Source organism: Aeromonas sp. FDAARGOS 1419, from assembly GCF_019047045.1.
GTDB lineage: Bacteria > Pseudomonadota > Gammaproteobacteria > Enterobacterales > Aeromonadaceae > Aeromonas > Aeromonas veronii.
In genome coordinates this window covers 2,903,372-2,920,590 of the sequence record NZ_CP077209.1, presented here as the reverse complement: position 1 = coordinate 2,920,590, position 17,219 = coordinate 2,903,372, and the positions used below count along the sequence as shown (strand labels likewise).

Here is a 17,219-nt window from a genome sequence, read left to right as displayed (position 1 = left end):
GGCACCGCCTGGCAATGACCGGGTGCTCGACTATCGAGACTAACTACAGCGGGAATTATAAAAATATGGATATGAAAAAGACCAAAGTGGCGCTGGTAACAGCCTCACTGCTCGCGCTTTTGTCTGGCTGTAATGACAACAGCTCTGATGCCTCCGGTGTGAACCCCGTCCCCCCTACACCGCCTACACCTGAAGTCACCGATGGGCCTGTCGCTCGTCTGCCCAAGATGGATCCCCCGAAAGAGTTGCTGGTTGCCGGCGAAAATCAGGTGGTCATTGCGCTGGTGGATACCCAGTCGGCAGCCAAAGGGGCCAAGGCACCGTTTGACAGCCACAGCCTGCACCTTTGGAACAACGATGCCTGTAACGCTACCTCTGATAGCGGCCTGAATACCGGGTGGGATGACAAGAGCAAGACACCGGCCACCGCCGACAGCTTTGGTCCGGCCTGGGTCGTTCCGCTCAAAAATGTGGAAGGGTGCATCAACTTTATCGCCCGCAACGGCGATCTGGCCAACCTGACCGGCAGCGATATGAAGGTGAGCTTCAGTGAGCACCCGGATCGCACCGTGGCTATCGTCGCGGGCAAGAAAGATCTGTTTGGCAGCCGTGCCGAAGCCTTTACCGCCGCCTTTGGCGTGGCGGGGGCCAGCGCTCATCTTATCGATGGCAATACCCTGATTTGGCAAGGGGGCAAGGACAAGCCCCACGTTCGCCTCTATTACACCGACTCGGGCACTATCAAGGCCAATGCCGATGGGGTGTTCGATTTCCCCTATATCAGCCTGACCGCGACCAGCCTCACTGCCGAGCAGCAGGCCAAGTATCCGCATCTCAAGGATGCCGCCGCTTTTGCCCTGCCAGCCGGTAAAGATCTCAAGCCCCTGCTCAAGGGGGAACTGGTGGCTATCGGCACAGATGCCGACGGTATCCTGCAGGGGGCGACCCTGGTGCAGAGCGCCGGCGCCCTCGATGCACTCTATGCCCCAGAGGCGACCAAGTTGAGCTATGGCGCCGTGGTAGAGGGTAACCGGGTGACCTTCCGCCTCTGGGCGCCGACCGCCAAGTCGGTCAAGCTGGCCCTCTACAACGCCAGCCACCAGAAGAGTGGCGAGGTGGCCATGACTTTCGACAGCGCCAGCGGCAGCTGGAGCTACGAGGGGGGCAGCGAGCTGATCGGCCAGTTCTACCGCTACGACATGGAGGTTTACCATCCGCTGAGCCGCAAGGTTGAGCACTACGAGGTGACCGATCCCTACTCCCTGAGCCTCGCGATGAACTCCGAGTTCAGTCAGGTAGTGGATCTCGACGACCCGGCCCTGAAACCGGAAGGGTGGGACAGCCTCAAGGCGCCCCACAGCCAGCAGAACCCCGCCGATATCACCATCTATGAGGCCCATATTCGCGACCTGACCGGTAACGATGCCTCCACCGATGAAGAGAAGCGCGGCAAATTTGTCGGTCTGACCCAGCCCGACTCTGTACCGGTCAACCATCTGAAAGCGCTGGCAAAAAGCGGCGTCAGCCACCTGCACCTGCTGCCGGTGTTCGATATCGCTACCGTCAACGAGGATCCGGCCAAGGTGGCCAATCTCGGCGATGACTTCAGCAAGCTCTGCCAGGTCAATCCGGATGTGAAAACATCCAGATTTGGCGGCTATTGCGGTGGCGGTCAGACTGTGGGAGATGTGCTGGCCGACCTGCAAGGGGGCGACAGCAAGGATAATCCGCAGGTGCAGGAGCTCTCCGGCTACCTGCGCGGCGTCGACTCCTTCAACTGGGGTTATGATCCCTACCACTACACCACGCCGGAAGGCTCCTACGCCACCAACGCCGAGGGGACCAAACGTATTCTGGAGTTCCGCGAGATGGTCAAGGCCATCAAGCAGAACATCGGCATGAACGTGGTGATGGATGTGGTCTACAACCATACCAACGAATCCGGGCTCGGCCCCAAGTCGGTGCTCGACAAGATCGTGCCCTGGTACTATCAGCGCCTCAATCCGGAGACCGGCTCGGTGGAGAACTCCACCTGCTGCTCCAACACGGCGCCGGAACACGCCATGTTCGCCAAGCTGATGGATGACTCCTTGGTCACCTGGGCGCGCGACTACAAGATCGACGCCTTCCGCTTCGACCTGATGGGCCACCATCCGAAAGATCAGATGGTGCAGGCGCTGGCCGCGGTGAAGAAGGTCAATCCCGAGATGTACTTCTACGGCGAGGGGTGGAACTTCGGCGAAGTGCAGGATGACAAGCGCTTCGTGCAGGCTACCCAGAAGCATCTGGGCGGTACCGGTATCGGCTCCTTCTCCGACCGCTTGCGCGATGCGGTGCGCGGCGGCAGTCCGTTCGACGGTGGCGATACCATTCGCAAGACCCAGGGCTTTGGCAACGGTGCTTTCGTCGATCCTAACGAAATGAGCAAGATGGATCTGGCGACGGCCTTGCACCAGTCCGATCTGGTGCGGCTCGGCATGGCGGGCAACCTCAAGGAGTTCGTGCTGACCGACAAGGATGGCATGCCGAAGAAAGGCGCCGAGATCGACTACAACGGTCAGCCTGCCGGCTATGCCCAGGATCCGGTGGAAGTGCAGAACTATGTCGATAAGCACGACAACCAGACCCTGTTCGACAACCTGATATACAAGGCGCCTGCCGGAGCCGATCTGGTGCGGATGCAGGGGGTCTCGCTGGCGACAGCCATGCTGGGTCAGGGCATTCCCTTCACCCACGCCGGTGTCGAGCTGCTGCGTTCCAAATCCATGGAGCGGGACAGCTATGACTCGGGTGACTGGTACAACAAGGTCGACTACACCCTGGGCGACAACAACTTCGACAAGGGGTTGCCGCGCAAGGACAAGGATGGCGACAACTATCCGCTGATCGAGCAGGTGCTCGGCAAGCATGCCAAGCCGGGCTCGGCCGAGATGGCGCAGATGGTGAGCTTCTATCAGGAGCTGGTGGAGCTGCGCAACTCCTCCTGCCTGCTGCGTCTGGGCAGTGGCGCCGAGGTGATCAAGCGGGTCGACTTCCGCAATACCGGCCCGGATCAGGTGCCCGGCCTTATCGTGATGACGGTGGATGATGGCGTCAGTGCCGGAGCGGATCTGGATCCGGCCATCGACGGTCTGGTGGTGATGATCAACGCCAGCAACCAGAGCCAGAGCATCGGCGACTTCCGTGACGGTAACGATCAGCCCATCGATCTGAGCGGTATGGTGCTAAGCAGCAAGCATCGCGCTGTCGACAGCATCGCCAGCGGCGCCGCCTATGATAACGGCCAGCTGACGCTGGGGGCCTGGTCTGCCGCCGTGTTCGTCAAGCCGCAGTCTGGTGCACAGGGCGCGGGCCTGCCGGTCAGCAAGAAGACCGACCTGAGCACCCTGCCACCGTTTGGCAACACCGATGTTTATCTGAAGGGGTTCCTCGATGAGTGGGGCAACACCAACCAGATGACCTTCAGCGGCAACTTCATGTACGAGTTCACTACCGAGGTGAGCACCGACAAGCTGGGTACCACCAACGTCAAGATCGCTGACGCCAGCTGGGGGCCGGTCAACTACGGCAGCTGCAACGCCGGTGACAAGCTGGTGGTTGGCACTCCTCTGACCCTTTGCAAGGGGGGAGAAACCGGCAATATCGGTGTCGATCTGGCCAAGGCAGGCAGCTACAAGTTTGTCTTTACCGCCATGAACAAGGACAAACCGACCCTGAGCGTCAGCTTCACCGAGCCGGTGCAGAGCTGCAAGGTGCTGGATACGGTGGCGGGCAATCCGCTCGGCTACAACTTGTTCGTCAAGGGTGAGCTCTCCGGCTGGAATGCCCAGCCCCAGTACCAGCTGAGCTACAAGGGGATGGACGGCGATCTCGCCATCTATCAGGCGGCGTTCAACTACGCTGGCAGCACCGAGTTCAAGGTCGCCAACGAGGACTGGAGCAAGGAGTACCTGCTCAACGGTGGCGGCGCGGTGAACGCTGAAACCGGCTATTCGTTCGCCTTCTCCAAGGGGGGCAGTGCCAATAACAGCATCACCCTGCCGCAGGGGCTGTGGAGTGTGCTGGTGAAGGTTGACCCGGCTGGCGTCAAGGCGGGCACAGCCGTCATTCAGGAGTGCAGCGTCAAGTAAGCAAGCCATTGAGTCCGGGGGATGGCTCGGCGCCCCCGGGTTGAATTCCACCTCGCCAAGGGTGGGATAACTCCGAGAGAGTAAGCAAAGCGCGACTGCCGACCGGCAGGCGCGCTTTTTCTTTTACGGGGTGCCGTGAGAGGAATGAGAGGAAAAAGAAAAGCCGTCCCGGTTGGGGGATGGCTTTTGGCTGGGATGCTATCGGCTGGCTTAACCCTTGCGTAGCAGCCGCAGGGCGTTGGCGGTGACCAGTGCGGTGGCGCCGGTATCGGCCAGCACCGCAATCCACAGGCCGGTGATGCCGAGCAGGCTGGTGACCAGGAAGATGGCCTTCAGCCCCAGCGCCAGCGCGATATTCTGGTGAATATTGGCCAGTGCCGCCCGAGACAGCCGGATCATCGCGGCGATGCCACCAAGCTGGTTGTGGGTCAGCGCCGCATCGGCGGTTTCCAGCGCCACATCGGTGCCGCCCCCCATGGCGATGCCGATACTGGCCCGCTTCATGGCGGGGGCATCGTTGATGCCATCGCCGATCATCGCGACTTTCTGCGAGCTGGCGAGCTTGGCAATTTCATCGACCTTGCCCTCCGGCAACAGGCCGGCACGCCAGCCCATCCCGAGTTCACCGGCGATGGCCTCGGCAGCGCGGGGGTTATCCCCAGTCAGCATGATGCTGTTGAGCCCGAGCCGGTTGAGCTCTTGCAGAGCGGCTGCCGCCTCCGGCCGGATCTGATCCCGCAGCGCCAGCAGGGCAACCGGCAACGCCTGAGCATCGCTGCTCTGGCAGAGCACCACAACGGTCTTGCCCTGCCGCTCCAGCGACCCAATCCGGGTTTGCTGTTCCGTATTCAGGGTCGCCACCCGGCTCGGTGCCAGCAGTTGCCACCGTTCACCGTTGATGCGTCCCTCAACCCCCATGCCCGGCAGTACGCGCAGGTCGCGGGCCTCCGCCAGCGTCAGCCCCTGTTCGGTCGCGTTGGCGACCACGGCGCGGGCCAGCGGGTGGTGGGAGCCCTGCTCGATGGCAGCCGCCAGTGCCAGCAGCTCGGTTTCCGGCTGGCCATTAAGGCTCACCAGCTCGGTCAGTTGCGGCTTGCCCAGGGTCAGGGTGCCAGTCTTGTCAAAGGCGACGGTGTCGATATGGGCCAGTCGCTCCAGTGCGGCCCCGCCCTTGATTAGCGCCCCCTGACGGGTGGCGGCGGCCAGCGCCGAGGTAACCGCTGCCGGGGTGGAGATGACCAGCGCGCAGGGGCAGCCGATCAGCAGCAGCGCCAGCCCGCGATAGATCCACTCGTCCCAGCTCTGGCCGAAGGCAAGGGGCGGCACCAGCACCACCAGCAGGGCAACCAGCATCATGGCCGGGGTGTACCAGCGGCTGAAGCGGTCGATAAAGCGCTCGATGGGGGCGCGCTGGCTTTCGGCCTCCTCGATGAGGTGCAGAATGCGGTCGATGGCGTTGTTGCCGGGCTCGGAGACGACTTCAAGACGCAGTACCCGATCGGCAGCCAGACTGCCGGCAGGCACCTTGTCCCCCTGGCGACGTTCCACCGGAATGGATTCACCGGTCAGGGCGCTCTCGTCAAACGCGCCGAGGGCGTCGAGCAGGCGGGCGTCGGCAGGCAAGCGGGCACCCGGGGCGATTTCGATGATATCGCCGGGACGCAGCTCATCGGCGCCGACCTCTTCGCGCACCTCGCCCTCGGCAGTGGTACGGATCCGCAGCGCCTTGTCGGGCACCAGCGCCATCAGGGCGGTCACTCCGGCCCGGGCACGTCCGGCGGCGTAGGCCTCCAGATGCTCACCCAGCATAAAGAGCAGCAGCACCATGGCCGCTTCGGCGGTTTCGCCGAGGAACAGGGCCCCTAGGGCGGCGACTGTCATCAGGGTCTCGATGGCGAAGGGGGAGCCGCTTTTGGTCAGCGCCCACGCCTTGCGAGAGATGGGCCACAGACCCCAGAGGGTCGCCAGGGTAAAGAGCGGCTGACCGAACTCTTTCGGCAGCAGGGCGGCGACCAGCATCAGACTGGCCAGTGACAGGGGCTGCCAATATTTGCCCAAAAAGTTACCGAATAGATTGCCCTGCAGGGGCGGTTGTGAAGCTTGCTTGCGGCCAGCTGCCTGCTTGTCAGCGCTTTCCCCCTTGAGCTGGAAACCGGCGGCCAGCACGGCGGCGGTGACGGGATCGGGGGAGAGACCGGGGGCCAGATCCACCACCAGCTTCTCGGTGGCAAACAGCACGCGCGCCTGCTGCACGCCGCTCACCCGGCTGACGGCGGTCTCGATCTTGCGGGCGCAGCTGGGGCAATCCATTCCCATCACCTGCCAGCTATGGCGGCTGTTGCCTTGCGCAGGCGCAACCAGCGGGTCTGCAGGGGGCATATCGTGCTCGTGATCATGCTTATGATCGTGAGCTGGCGATAAGGGGGCGCTGCAGCACGCTTGAGCGTGACCGCTTCCTCGGGGAGGCTCTTCATCCCCGGGGGATTCATTGCCGTCACGGGATGCGTGCTCATGAGGCGTCGGGCTTGAACAGCAACTGACGGGCGTGGTGTTGTCGCAGCAGTGGCTATCGTGGTGATGCTCACTCTGGCCGGGGGCCGCCTTGCTGACGGCCTTGATGGGGGCGGCGTGCTGATGATTGCAGCAGGATTTGCTCATGATGAGTCCCTCTTGATGGATCCCGCCCCTGCGAGATCCCTGATTACCGAGAAGGAGTCTAAACCTTGGTGTTAAGTCCAAGGTCAACCCCTTTATATCCCTTGTCTTCGCGGGTGTTTGTCTGGTCTCGCCGCCCCTATACTGATCACCCGGATTTTTACTACACCAATAAAGGACATAACACATGAGCAACTCAGTCACTCTGCAAGGCAACCCGGTTTCCGTCGCTGGTCACTTCCCGGTCGCCGGTGAGCAAGCCAAGCCCTTCTCCCTGGTGGCCAAGGATCTCTCCGACGTGACCCTGGCAAGCTTTGCCGGTCAGCGCAAAATCCTGAACATCTTCCCGAGCGTCGATACCCCGACCTGCGCGACCTCTGTGCGCAAGTTCAACGAGCAGGCCAGCGCGCTGGAGAACACTGTCGTGCTGTGCATCTCCGCCGATCTGCCGTTCGCCCAGTCCCGCTTCTGCGGCGCTGAAGGTCTGGACAAGGTAGTGACCCTCTCCACCCTGCGCGGTGCGGCCTTCATGGAAGATTACGGCGTGGCCTTCTCTTCTGGTCCGCTGGTCGGTCTGACCGCTCGCGCCATCGTGGTGCTGGATGGTGACAATAAGGTGCTGCACAGCGAGCTGGTCGCCGAAGTGGCCGACGAGCCGAACTACGCTGCGGCGCTGGCCGCGCTGTAAGGCTGCAAGCCATAAAAAATCCCGCTTCGGCGGGATTTTTTATGCGGGAATTGTCCGTTCAGGGCGTAGCTGGCGGGGTGGTCGCCGGTTCAGCCTTGGCGGTTGGGGAGGGTTGCCACTCCACATAGGGGCGGTGGATCTTCTCGTAGATCTCGGCCAGTTTGCCGGTGGCGGCCAGCTGATCGATGGCTTGGCGGAGAAATTCGTCCATCTCATCACCAGCAGCCCCTTTCTGGATGATGAAGACATCCTCGAAATCACCGAAAAATTCTCGCCTGATATTGGTCAGCCCCAGCTGCTTGAGCATCAGGTCGGCCTCCTCTTGCGCCCAGACAAAGGCGTCGATACGGCCGCGTGAGAGCTTGCGCAGTGACTGCTCGATACTCATCGAGCGCTGCACCGGGAAGGGCATATAGTCGGGAACGGCCTCGATCAGCAGATCCCGTTTGGTGGGCACTATGCCATAGGCCATATCTGTGGTGACCGGATAGGCGGTATTGCTGTAAATCACATGGGCAACCTTGCCAAAACTGCGGGTGCTGAAGCGATAAGCCAGCATATCGATATCCTTGAGGTTGCGGATGGCGGGCAGCCCCAGGTCAGCCTTGCCGGAGATCACCCCAGCCATGGCACGGGCGATGGGGTAGATGGTGATCTTGATGGTCACATCGGGGTAGAGATCATCGATGGCGTGCACCAGGTCGACAAAGGGGCCTGTCTTGTCGGCATTGATCAGCCCCGGCAGCTCGCCAAGGTGGGCATTGAGGATGCGCACCGGTTTCGGCGGCTCGGGGGCGGCGTCGTTCTCCGGAGTCTGCGACAGGCCGAGGGTGGCGCTGCCGAGCAGGGTGACCACGAGCAGCAGAAGGGGGATGTGTCTGGTCATGGCGAGTCTCTCTTGGTGATGGGTCAGCTAAAGTGTAGTCAGCCCGTCGTCAGCGCCCCTTGGCCAAACCATCATGGATAGGGTTTTACTTCTCGGCCCCCGCTCACTAGACTTCGCCTCCCACTTCTTTGTTGACGTAGCGCCATGACCTTTAGCGAACTTGCCCTCCATCCCGCTCTTCTTGCCTCTTTGCCCGCCACCTTGCAGACGCCGACCCGCATCCAGCAGCTGGCCATTCCGGCGGCGCTGGCGGGGCAGGATCTGCTGGCGCTGGCCCAGACCGGTAGCGGCAAGACCCTGGCGTTTGGCTTGCCGCTGCTGCAACGGCTGGATCCTGCCTCCAGTCAGGTGCAGGGTCTGGTGCTGGTGCCAACCCGCGAGCTGGCGATTCAGGTCACTGCCGCGCTTGAAGAGGGCGCCGAGGCGCTGGGGCTGCGTATCGTGACGCTGTGTGGGGGCGTTGCGCAGGAGCGGCAACAAGCCGAACTGGCGCTGGGGCCACAGCTGCTGGTCGCCACGCCGGGGCGGCTGCGGGATCTGCTGACCCAGCAACTGTTGGGGCTGGATGGTTTGCAACTGCTGGTGCTGGATGAAGCGGATCGCTTGCTGGAGATGGGCTTTGCTCCCGACATCAAGGCGCTGCTTGGCTTTATTCCGGCGGGTCGCCAGACCCTGCTCTTCTCCGCCACCTTGCCTGCCGAGCTGGAGGCGCTGGCCAACGGCCTGCTGCGCGAGCCTACCCGCATCGAGGCCACCCCCCTCAACAGCGTGGTGAACGAGATCGAAGAGCGGCTCTATCTGGTCAACAAGAGCAGCAAGGTCCCGGCGCTCATCAGCTTGCTCAAGGAGCAGGCATGGCCGCAGGTGCTGGTCTTTATCAGTGCGCGGGATGATGCCGACGGGGTGGCCAGAAAGCTGGCCAAGGCGGGCATTGCGGTGGCCGCCCTTCATGGCGAGAAGGAGCAGGCGGTGCGCGAGCAGGCGCTCGGCGATTTCAAAGAGGGCAAAATTCGGGTGCTGGTGGCCACCGACCTGATGGCGCGCGGCATCCATGTGGAGGCGCTGCCGGTGGTGATCAATCTGGATCTGCCCGCCAGCGCCCCTGTCTATGTACACCGCATTGGTCGTACCGCCCGGGCTGGCCGCGAGGGGCTGGCCATCTCGCTGGTCTGTCATGGCGAGAGTGACATGCTGCAAGCCATTCGCACCCTGACCGGCCGCGAGCTACCGTTGGGCGATCTGGCTGGATTCCCGGTTACCGACCAGCCTGCCAGCGGGGAGGGCAAGCGCCCCCCTCGTGATAAGCAGGCCAATCGCCGTACTCAGGCCAAGCGCAGCGTCAAGCAGTTCAAGGGCAAGCGCTGACCTCAGGGGGTGCCTTGCTCCCGCGCGAAGAAGTCACGACGCCACTGGCTCAATACCTCCTCCTTGTGTTGTTGCCACAGCGCAGGATCCATCTGCTGTTGGCTGGCCGCCAGTTGCTGCTCCAGCTCGGCCAGCTCTCGCTGGTAGCGGCTGCGTTGATCGAGCTGCTGCTGGCGCGCCCCGGCAAACACCAGCGTGGCTTCGGCCTGCTCTGAGGGCAGGAAGTGGCGGGCCAGGGTGGCCAGCTCCTCATCTCCCCACAGCTGACGAGCTTGCTGCAGGCGGGCATCCGGGTTGAACAGATCCACCGCCAGATCCGGATGATCCGCTGCCCACCGGTCCTGCAAGCGGCTGAGGGCGTCTAGCCGCTCGGCCAGCGGCAACTGCTCGCTCTCTTGCGCCAACTGATCCAGCGCCAGGGCATAGCGCCCCTGTAGCCGGATCAGGCTCTCACCCTCGCTCAGCCACCCGGCCTCTGTTGCTTCCAGATTGCTCACACGCTGCGCCAGCGGCAACTCGCTGTCGCTGATCTCGCTGGCAAGCTGGTTGATCAGTTCATCCGGCATCGCCTGCCAGCTGCTGGGCACTTCTTTGCTTTTGCCATCCATCCCCTCAGCGTTTGGCATTCGGGGAGGCGGGCTCCCCGGTTCTGTTGGCAACTGCATATCGGCCAGAGAGGGCGTCGTCGACCGTTCTGGCGATATCGGAGACGGCTCTTCCTGCCAGCCCAGATTCACCAGCAAAAGGGTCAGGATAGCCAGCGCCAGTATCCCGTAACGGCGAGTCATCGGCTGATCTCTCCCTTGACCGGGAAGTGGTCTGAGAGGTTGCTGGCGGGCCAGAGGCTGCCATCGCTGCTGCGCGGGATCCAGACCGTGTTGAGGTTGTGGCTGGCGTTGCCGTACTCCCGGCTCACCACCAGATAGTCCAGATACTCGACGTTGGCGCCACCGGAGAGCGGGCCACCGGCATAGGGGTTGATCCTGGGATCGAAGGTGGCTTCGGTATAGCCGCCATAGGCAGGTTCATGAGCGTTCAGATTGGCCAGCATGTTGGCGTAGTCATCGGCAAACTTGCGTTTGTTGACGTTGAAGTCGCCGCCATAGATGACGGTGTCCGTGACCGGGATCTTGAGGCTGGCTGCCAGAGAGCGGATCTGACCGAACTGGATCTGCCGCAGCTTGCGCGCCTCGTCGGTGTCAAAGCTGGCGGTGTGGGTGGCGAACAGGTGCCACGCCTTGCCCCCCTTGATCACCTCGGCGTACATCACCCCCTTGTCGGCGAAGCAGTCGGTGCCGGTGCATTGGGGATAGACCAGCTGGGCCTCCCGCACTATGGGATAGCGGCTGACGATCACCACGCCGCCGTCATGAATGTTGACCCCGGGCTTGTCGAGTACCTTGGTCTGGTAGGGGTACTCTTTCGCCAGCGCCTGCAAAAAGCCCTCGCGGCGGCCATCAAATACCTCTTGCAGCAGCAGGGCGTCATAACCCTTGAGATAATCAGGCAGCAAGGTCAACCGCTCGCCGATGCTGGAGGCGATCACCGGCAGCGCCCAGACGTTGTAGCTGGCCACCTTGAGCCGGTGTTCTGCTGGTTCCGGTTGCTCCTGTTTTTGGGGGGGCGTGATCATATAGTGCAGATCGTCGTAGCGGCCGGTGAACTTGGCGGCAAAGGCCAGCTCTTGTGGCCCGGCAACGCGGTGGATCGCTCGATCGTTTTGCCAGCCGGATGCGCCGGTCGGTGTCTCGCCACCGTGCTGCAAGGTGGTGTTCCACCAGGTTCCCTCCATCAGCTGGTTGAGCCGATAGACGTCGCCACCCGCTGTGGTCACGCGGGTTTCGAACAGATAGCTCTTGCCCGCCTTGACCCCCTCATAGCGATTGAAGCTGAGTACCATGGCGCTCTCCCACGGGCCCAGCTCGGTGCGGTGCTGGCTCCACTGACTGCCGGGTTGCAGCTGGCCGCTGCCGCTTTGGCGGATGTCGATCTGGATCGGTTCAGGACTGTTGTTGGTGAGGTAGACATCGGTATCGGCCAGTGCCAGTTGCGGGAACTGGCTGACCAGCAGCAGGGCGGCATAACTGAGGGTTTTCTGCATCACAGGATCCTTTTGGTTGCAGGGCAATGGAAAGTGACTGTTATGGCGAATGCAGAGGTCAGTTTGTTTACATTTTGGTTACAAGTAAATGAATTGGTTTTGTTTGGAGCTTTGTGGAGGTGTAAAGCGAGCGAGGCAGCACGCTTAAAGAGAGAGGGGGAGGTGCGAGGGAAGGCGCCCGTGTCAGGCGCCTTCAGGAGTTAGCGGTGGGCCAGCGGGTAGGTGAAGAGCGCCAGATGGGCGAAGTTGAAGGCGAAGTGGATCAGGATGGCCACGGAGAGTCGCCCGCTGAGCTGGAATGCCAGGCCATAGCAGCAGCCTGCCAGGGTCGCAAACAGCGCCAGCAGTGGGCCACCGGGCAGGTGGATGGCTCCGAACAGTAGCGCAGCCACGACGATGCCAATCCAGGGGCGGTAACGCTCGGTCAACCCCTGCTGGATAGCTCCACGAAACAGCGCCTCTTCCGCCACGCAGGTGAACAGCAGATTGTTGAGTGCAAACAGCCACCACCAGTGGGGCAGACCCACTTCCGGTTTCAGTGCCCCCAACTGCCAGGCGATGACCAGCAGGGCACCCAGCGGCAGCAGCAACAGGGCCAAAGGGCGCCAGCTGATGGCGTCCCCCTTGCCCAGCAGCATCGGGCAGGCCAGCAGCAAGCCAAAGAGCAGCAGCGGCTTGTCTAGGTTCAGATACATGTTGAACGGCACGCTGGCGGGGCCTGCCAGCGCCTGATCCAGCACCTTGAGATTGTTGAAGCCGGGGATGAGGTGCAGGGTCAGCGCAATCGCCCAGAGGATCAGCACCACTCTGGCCGCCATCGCCCAGCGGGCGGGGAGGGTTGGCGTACGCCACGCCAGCAGTAATCCTGCGACCGAGACCAGCAGGGCGGGTAGCGTCATTCGGTCAAGCCACAGGGCCAGCAGCAGGGAGAGTCCCAGCAGGGCAAAGGCGGGAAGACGTTGGCGGAAGAGGGCAAGCAGCACGGCCAGTGCCAGCGCGCCCCAGATAAATGAGTCGGGGAGGGGTAACATTGGATCTCCTTGAACGAGGCAGGCGGCAACCTTAACAAGAGGGCGTCAGCAGGACAACCGCGCAGGAGGTGGTCGGATCCCTTCTCTATACTCATCAACAGGGTAAAGGGAGAGCAGCTGATGAAGCACTGTCTGTGGTTGTTGTGGTGTTGGTGTGTCTGGCTGCAGGCCGCCCCCTTGCTGCTGGTGACCGGTGAGTTCACCCCCTATACCGGCAAGGCCCTGCCTGAAGGCGGCGAGAGCACCCGGCTGGTGACGACCCTGCTGCAAGAGGCCGGGTATCGAGAGCTCCAGGTCGACTACCTGCCCTGGCCCCGCGGCTATCAGTTGACCCGCAATGGGTTGGTCGCGGCCACCTTCCCCTACGCCTGGACTGCCGAGCGGGCCAAGCTCTTCCACTACAGCGCTCCCATTCATATAGATCGCCTCTCCTGGTTCACCTATCGGGGGAGCGAGGCCATTCAGGCTGGCCGCTGGCAAGGGTTGCGAGTCTGCATTCCGCTGGGGTGGAGCACCAGCCATGCCGACGGGGTGATCAAGCGTTTCGGGCTGGATCTGCAGCGCCCCAAGACCCTGGCACAGTGTCTGCAACTGCTGGATCGCAAACGGATCGACCTGCTGCCGATGAACGAGACGGTGACCCGGGATGCCAGCCGTCAGCTGTTTGGCGACCCCTGCCATCTGCAGGCATTGCCCCACTTTCGTCAGAGCGACACCTTTTACCTGATCATTTCACGGCAGTACCCGGAGGCCGCCAGCCTGCTTGAGCGCTTCAATCATGCTCTGGCTGCCGCCCGTGCCGATGGTCGCTATGACCAATTGGTCTCCCGAGCCGGAAAGGGGATCGATTGCCGTTGAGAGTGCACGGCCGGAAAACAAAAAGCCGGAGCAGTGGCTCCGGCTTTCTTTAATTGTTTCAGAGGCGATTAGCGGCCTGATTCGGCGATCACGCGGGCGATGATATCGGCGCGCTTGCTGGCTTCCAGTTCGCCCAGGGCGATCAGGCCAGCCTTGAAGATGACGTTCTTCGGCAGGCTGACATCGTCCAGCGTGGCGATCGCTTCAACGTGCATGCCGTTCAGACGGCTGGCATCGCGCGGGCTCAGGTTGACCTGAGTGTTCATCACCTGCTTGCCTTTCTTCTTGGCAGGTGCAGCCGCTTTCTTGGTGGATTCCTGTTCTTCGTCTTCCGGCAGTTCGTCATCAAAATCGTAAATAGACATAGTCAATCCTGTTGAGTTAGGCAAAAGGGCACATTTGCCCGACATTGGGTCAATCAGCCCATATCCTCGTTACGGATAAAGGCGCGCCAGGAGCCGAGCACCTGGGCAAAATCTTCCAGCCCGCACATGGCCAGCTGTTCATCATCGTAGTAGGCGAGATCGTCAAGATCCTCACCCAGCTCGATATTGAGGGCGTTGGCTTTCACCTCCGCCTCTTCATGGGTCAGCAGCAGGGAGTAGTCACCGCCGTTGAGCCGGTATTCGACTCGGGTGCGGTTGGAGAGCTGATCAATGATGGAGAAGAGCTCGTCGAGCTTCTCTTCATCCTTGCCAACCTCGTCGATCAGCCACTGACCGATGGCTTCATGGCCCATGGAGAACCGGGCGCGATAGCCACCAAACGGGTCGCGGCGAAATTCATAATCCATAGCACAGTCCAGATCGGAGGGATGGGCCATCACGGGCAGGCGGGTGCAAGCACGCAATTCCTGCTCCATGGCGGGGCACACATCGGTTAAAGTGGCCTATTCTAGCGATCCCCCTCTCGCTTGTCTTGATGATGTGGCATCTTTGCGCCCATGTGCCCTGAATCGCCCCGTGGTGGTGCCGCCAGATCAGTTCCTTGTCCGGAGATGTTATGCAGCTAAACGATAATCTTGCCCGCCAGATCGTCGCACGGGCGATGAAGATCCTGTCGTTCTCGGTCAACGTGATGGACGAACATGGCCTCATCATTGCGTCCGGCAATCCGGAGCGGATCCATCAGCGCCACGAAGGGGCCGTGCTGGCGCTGACCGAAAACAGGGTGGTGGAGATCAGCGAAGCGACAGCCTTGCAGCTCAAAGGGGTGCGACCCGGCATCAATTTACCCATCTCCTATCAGGGGGAGCTGATCGGGGTGATCGGCATCTCCGGCGATCCGGAGGAAGTGCGTGCTTACGCCGAGCTGGTGCGAATGACCGCCGAGCTAATCCTGGAGCAGGCGGCGCTTACCGAGCAGTTGCAGTGGGACAAGCGCCACAAGGAGGAGCTGGTGTTGCAGCTCATTCGTGGCGAGGGGCGAGTCGATCAATTGCAGCAGGCGGCCCGCTTTCTCGGGCTGGAGTTGGCCCAGCCTCGGGTGGTAGCCGTGCTGGCGCTGGAGGAGGCGGATCCGGCGCGTCTGCGGGAGCTGGTCCATCAGCTGGAAAATCCGGAGCGGGACAATCTGGTCGCCATCAACGGGCTCGACGAGATAGTGGTGCTCAAACCGGCACAATTGAGTGATGGCGTCTGGCAATCGGCGCAGGAGCGCAGCCGGATCAAGCAGTTGCTGGCGCGCATTCCCCACTTCAAGGTGCATATCGCGGTGGGCGATTACTTCGCCGGGATCGACGGGCTGGCGCGCTCTTACCAGACGGCGCGAGATACCCTGCGCCGTGGCATGCGGCAGGCGCCGCGCAAACAGGTCTACTTCTTTGAGGACTACCGTTTGCCAGTGCTGCTGGGCAGTCTGGCGGACTCCTGGCAGGCGGATCAGCTGCGCACACCGCTGCAGAAACTGGCCCGGGAAGATGGCAAGGGGGCGCTGCAGAAGACCCTGCGCCACTATTTCTTGCAGGATTGTGATCTGCATCGCTGTGCCGAAGCCCTGTTCATTCACCCCAATACCCTGCGCTATCGGCTGGGGCGGATAGAGCAGATAACCGGGTTGAATTTCAACAAGTTAGACGACAAATTTTTGCTCTATCTCGGCCTGAATCTCGACTTGTGATTGTGAAGTTGGACAAAAAAACACGTTTTCATGACGCAATTTTTGGTTTGTAAGCCAAAGCATTCTGATTGCAGATCTCCATAATGGCGGCCATTCACTCCCATTAAAGGTGTCCGTCATGATCCCGGTTACAGCCCTTGGCGCCATCGCGGCGCTCTCCATCGCCATCATCCTCATTTTGAAGAAGGTGCCGCCCGCTTACGGCATGATCGTGGGGGCTTTGGCCGGTGGCCTGATTGGCGGTGCCGATCTGACCCAGACCGTCGCCCTGATGATCGGCGGTGCCCAGGGGATCACCACTGCGGTGATGCGGATCCTGGCGGCCGGTGTGCTGGCGGGCGTACTGATCGAATCGGGTGCGGCCACTACCATCGCCGAGACCATCGTCAAGAAGCTGGGGGAAACCCGCGCCCTGCTGGCGCTGGCACTGGCGACTCTGATCCTGACTGCGGTCGGCGTATTCGTGGATGTGGCCGTTATCACGGTCGCCCCCATTGCGCTGGCCATTGCCCGCCGTGCCGACCTCTCCAAGGCGGCCATCCTGCTGGCGATGATCGGCGGCGGCAAGGCGGGCAACGTCATGTCCCCCAATCCCAACGCCATTGCCGCGGCTGACGCCTTCCATCTGCCCCTCACCTCTGTGATGGCGGCGGGCATCATTCCGGGTCTGTTCGGTCTGGTGATGGCCTACTGGCTGGCCAAGCGGCTGAACAACAAGGGCAGCAAGGTTGCTGCCGACGAGGTGGTGAGCTTTGCCGGTGCCAAGTTGCCGGGCTTTGCCGCCGCCATCAGCGCGCCGCTGGTCGCCATCCTGCTGCTGGCACTGCGACCGGTCGCCGGTATCGTGGTGGATCCGCTGATTGCACTGCCGCTCGGTGGTCTGGTCGGCGCCCTGATGATGGGGAAATTCAGCAAGGTGAACCAGTTTGCGGTATCCGGTCTCGCCCGCATGGCGCCAGTCGCCATCATGCTGCTGGGTACCGGTACCCTGGCAGGCATCATCGCCAATTCCGGCCTGAAAGATGTGCTGATCAGCGGCCTGACCGCCTCCGGTCTGCCCTCCTACCTGCTGGCGCCCATCTCCGGTGCCCTGATGTCGCTGGCGACAGCCTCGACCACCGCCGGTACCGTGGTGGCCTCCAACGTATTCAGCTCCACCCTGATTGAACTGGGGATCAGCAGTCTGGCCGGAGCAGCCATGATCCATGCCGGTGCCACTGTGTTTGACCACATGCCCCACGGCTCCTTCTTCCATGCCACCGGTGGCAGCGTCCACATGGGGGTGGGTGAGCGTCTGAAACTTATCCCTTACGAAACTGCAGTCGGTCTGACCATTGCCACTGTCTCCACCCTGATGTTTGGCGTGTTTGGCCTCGCCTAAGGAATT

The 17,219-nt window shown here is 61.9% G+C and carries 13 protein-coding genes; 6 read left to right on the top strand and 7 right to left on the bottom strand.

Annotation, left to right across the window (positions count from 1 at the left end; translation table 11 throughout):
* Positions 1 to 65: 65 nt before the first annotated feature.
* On the top strand, positions 66 to 4,130 hold the full coding sequence (pulA, locus tag I6L49_RS13155; RefSeq protein ID WP_216949704.1) for a pullulanase-type alpha-1,6-glucosidase: 4,065 nt from the start codon (positions 66 to 68) through the stop codon (positions 4,128 to 4,130).
* Between the two features lie 210 nt (positions 4,131 to 4,340).
* Here pulA and I6L49_RS13150 read toward each other — a convergent pair whose 3' ends face one another.
* On the bottom strand, positions 4,341 to 6,788 hold the full coding sequence (locus I6L49_RS13150; protein ID WP_216949703.1) for a zinc/cadmium/mercury/lead-transporting ATPase: 2,448 nt from the start codon (positions 6,786 to 6,788) through the stop codon (positions 4,341 to 4,343).
* A gap of 184 nt (positions 6,789 to 6,972) precedes the next feature.
* On the opposite strand from I6L49_RS13150, the gene tpx reads away from it, so the two are divergent.
* Complete coding sequence (tpx, locus tag I6L49_RS13145; protein ID WP_151286196.1) at positions 6,973 to 7,473, top strand: thiol peroxidase; 501 nt, start codon at positions 6,973 to 6,975, stop codon at positions 7,471 to 7,473.
* 58 nt (positions 7,474 to 7,531) lie between these two features.
* On the opposite strand, the gene I6L49_RS13140 is transcribed toward tpx, so the two are convergent.
* Complete coding sequence (locus I6L49_RS13140) at positions 7,532 to 8,359, bottom strand: transporter substrate-binding domain-containing protein (RefSeq protein WP_005348844.1); 828 nt, start codon at positions 8,357 to 8,359, stop codon at positions 7,532 to 7,534.
* Positions 8,360 to 8,503: 144 nt separating this feature from the next.
* On the opposite strand from I6L49_RS13140, the gene I6L49_RS13135 reads away from it, so the two are divergent.
* Positions 8,504 to 9,724, top strand: a complete 1,221-nt coding sequence (locus I6L49_RS13135) for a DEAD/DEAH box helicase (protein ID WP_216949702.1) — start codon at positions 8,504 to 8,506, stop codon at positions 9,722 to 9,724.
* 2 nt (positions 9,725 to 9,726) lie between these two features.
* Here I6L49_RS13135 and I6L49_RS13130 read toward each other — a convergent pair whose 3' ends face one another.
* From I6L49_RS13130 to I6L49_RS13120, 3 genes are all read right to left on the bottom strand, one after another.
* Positions 9,727 to 10,512, bottom strand: coding sequence for a hypothetical protein (locus I6L49_RS13130; protein ID WP_216949701.1), 786 nt, complete (start codon positions 10,510 to 10,512; stop codon positions 9,727 to 9,729).
* Positions 10,509 to 11,825: a sphingomyelin phosphodiesterase gene (locus I6L49_RS13125; RefSeq protein WP_216949700.1), complete on the bottom strand. Its 1,317-nt coding sequence runs from the start codon at positions 11,823 to 11,825 to the stop codon at positions 10,509 to 10,511. The genes I6L49_RS13130 and I6L49_RS13125 overlap by 4 nt, the downstream gene beginning before the upstream one ends.
* Before the next feature lie 200 nt (positions 11,826 to 12,025).
* Positions 12,026 to 12,856 (bottom strand): CPBP family intramembrane glutamic endopeptidase, encoded by an 831-nt coding sequence (locus tag I6L49_RS13120; protein ID WP_216949699.1) that lies wholly within the window; start codon positions 12,854 to 12,856, stop codon positions 12,026 to 12,028.
* Between the two features lie 120 nt (positions 12,857 to 12,976).
* Between I6L49_RS13120 and I6L49_RS13115 the strand changes: the two genes are divergently transcribed.
* A complete protein-coding gene (locus I6L49_RS13115; RefSeq protein WP_216949698.1) occupies positions 12,977 to 13,714 on the top strand; it encodes an ABC transporter substrate-binding protein in 738 nt (245 codons plus the stop codon).
* A 68-nt stretch (positions 13,715 to 13,782) separates the two neighbouring features.
* Here the strand turns inward: I6L49_RS13115 and I6L49_RS13110 are convergent, their stop codons facing one another.
* Positions 13,783 to 14,079, bottom strand: coding sequence for a hypothetical protein (locus tag I6L49_RS13110; RefSeq protein WP_005340323.1), 297 nt, complete (start codon positions 14,077 to 14,079; stop codon positions 13,783 to 13,785).
* A gap of 53 nt (positions 14,080 to 14,132) precedes the next feature.
* A complete protein-coding gene (locus I6L49_RS13105) occupies positions 14,133 to 14,507 on the bottom strand; it encodes a YacL family protein (RefSeq protein WP_031227767.1) in 375 nt (124 codons plus the stop codon).
* Positions 14,508 to 14,716: 209 nt separating this feature from the next.
* Here I6L49_RS13105 and I6L49_RS13100 point away from each other — a divergent pair, with 209 nt between their 5' ends.
* Both I6L49_RS13100 and I6L49_RS13095 read left to right on the top strand, forming a co-directional pair.
* The gene (locus tag I6L49_RS13100) at positions 14,717 to 15,832 is read left to right on the top strand and encodes a sugar diacid recognition domain-containing protein (RefSeq protein WP_005340325.1); all 1,116 of its coding nucleotides are present in this window, start codon (positions 14,717 to 14,719) and stop codon (positions 15,830 to 15,832) included.
* Positions 15,833 to 15,950: 118 nt separating this feature from the next.
* Positions 15,951 to 17,213, top strand: a complete 1,263-nt coding sequence (locus I6L49_RS13095) for a GntP family permease (protein WP_005340326.1) — start codon at positions 15,951 to 15,953, stop codon at positions 17,211 to 17,213.
* Positions 17,214 to 17,219: the final 6 nt, after the last annotated feature.

What these genes read in the sequence shown, in the direction of transcription:
- I6L49_RS13140 (WP_005348844.1), bottom strand. Translation starts at nt 8,359, where the DNA reads ATGACCAGACACATCCCCCTTCTGCTGCTCGTGGTCACCCTGCTCGGC.
- I6L49_RS13105 (WP_031227767.1), bottom strand. Translation starts at nt 14,507, where the DNA reads ATGGATTATGAATTTCGCCGCGACCCGTTTGGTGGCTATCGCGCCCGG.
- I6L49_RS13115 (WP_216949698.1), top strand. Translation starts at nt 12,977, where the DNA reads ATGAAGCACTGTCTGTGGTTGTTGTGGTGTTGGTGTGTCTGGCTGCAG.
- pulA (WP_216949704.1), top strand. Translation starts at nt 66, where the DNA reads ATGGATATGAAAAAGACCAAAGTGGCGCTGGTAACAGCCTCACTGCTC.
- I6L49_RS13095 (WP_005340326.1), top strand. Translation starts at nt 15,951, where the DNA reads ATGATCCCGGTTACAGCCCTTGGCGCCATCGCGGCGCTCTCCATCGCC.
- I6L49_RS13120 (WP_216949699.1), bottom strand. Translation starts at nt 12,856, where the DNA reads ATGTTACCCCTCCCCGACTCATTTATCTGGGGCGCGCTGGCACTGGCC.
- I6L49_RS13125 (WP_216949700.1), bottom strand. Translation starts at nt 11,825, where the DNA reads ATGCAGAAAACCCTCAGTTATGCCGCCCTGCTGCTGGTCAGCCAGTTC.
- I6L49_RS13135 (WP_216949702.1), top strand. Translation starts at nt 8,504, where the DNA reads ATGACCTTTAGCGAACTTGCCCTCCATCCCGCTCTTCTTGCCTCTTTG.
- I6L49_RS13150 (WP_216949703.1), bottom strand. Translation starts at nt 6,788, where the DNA reads ATGAGCAAATCCTGCTGCAATCATCAGCACGCCGCCCCCATCAAGGCC.
- I6L49_RS13100 (WP_005340325.1), top strand. Translation starts at nt 14,717, where the DNA reads ATGCAGCTAAACGATAATCTTGCCCGCCAGATCGTCGCACGGGCGATG.
- tpx (WP_151286196.1), top strand. Translation starts at nt 6,973, where the DNA reads ATGAGCAACTCAGTCACTCTGCAAGGCAACCCGGTTTCCGTCGCTGGT.
- I6L49_RS13130 (WP_216949701.1), bottom strand. Translation starts at nt 10,512, where the DNA reads ATGACTCGCCGTTACGGGATACTGGCGCTGGCTATCCTGACCCTTTTG.
- I6L49_RS13110 (WP_005340323.1), bottom strand. Translation starts at nt 14,079, where the DNA reads ATGTCTATTTACGATTTTGATGACGAACTGCCGGAAGACGAAGAACAG.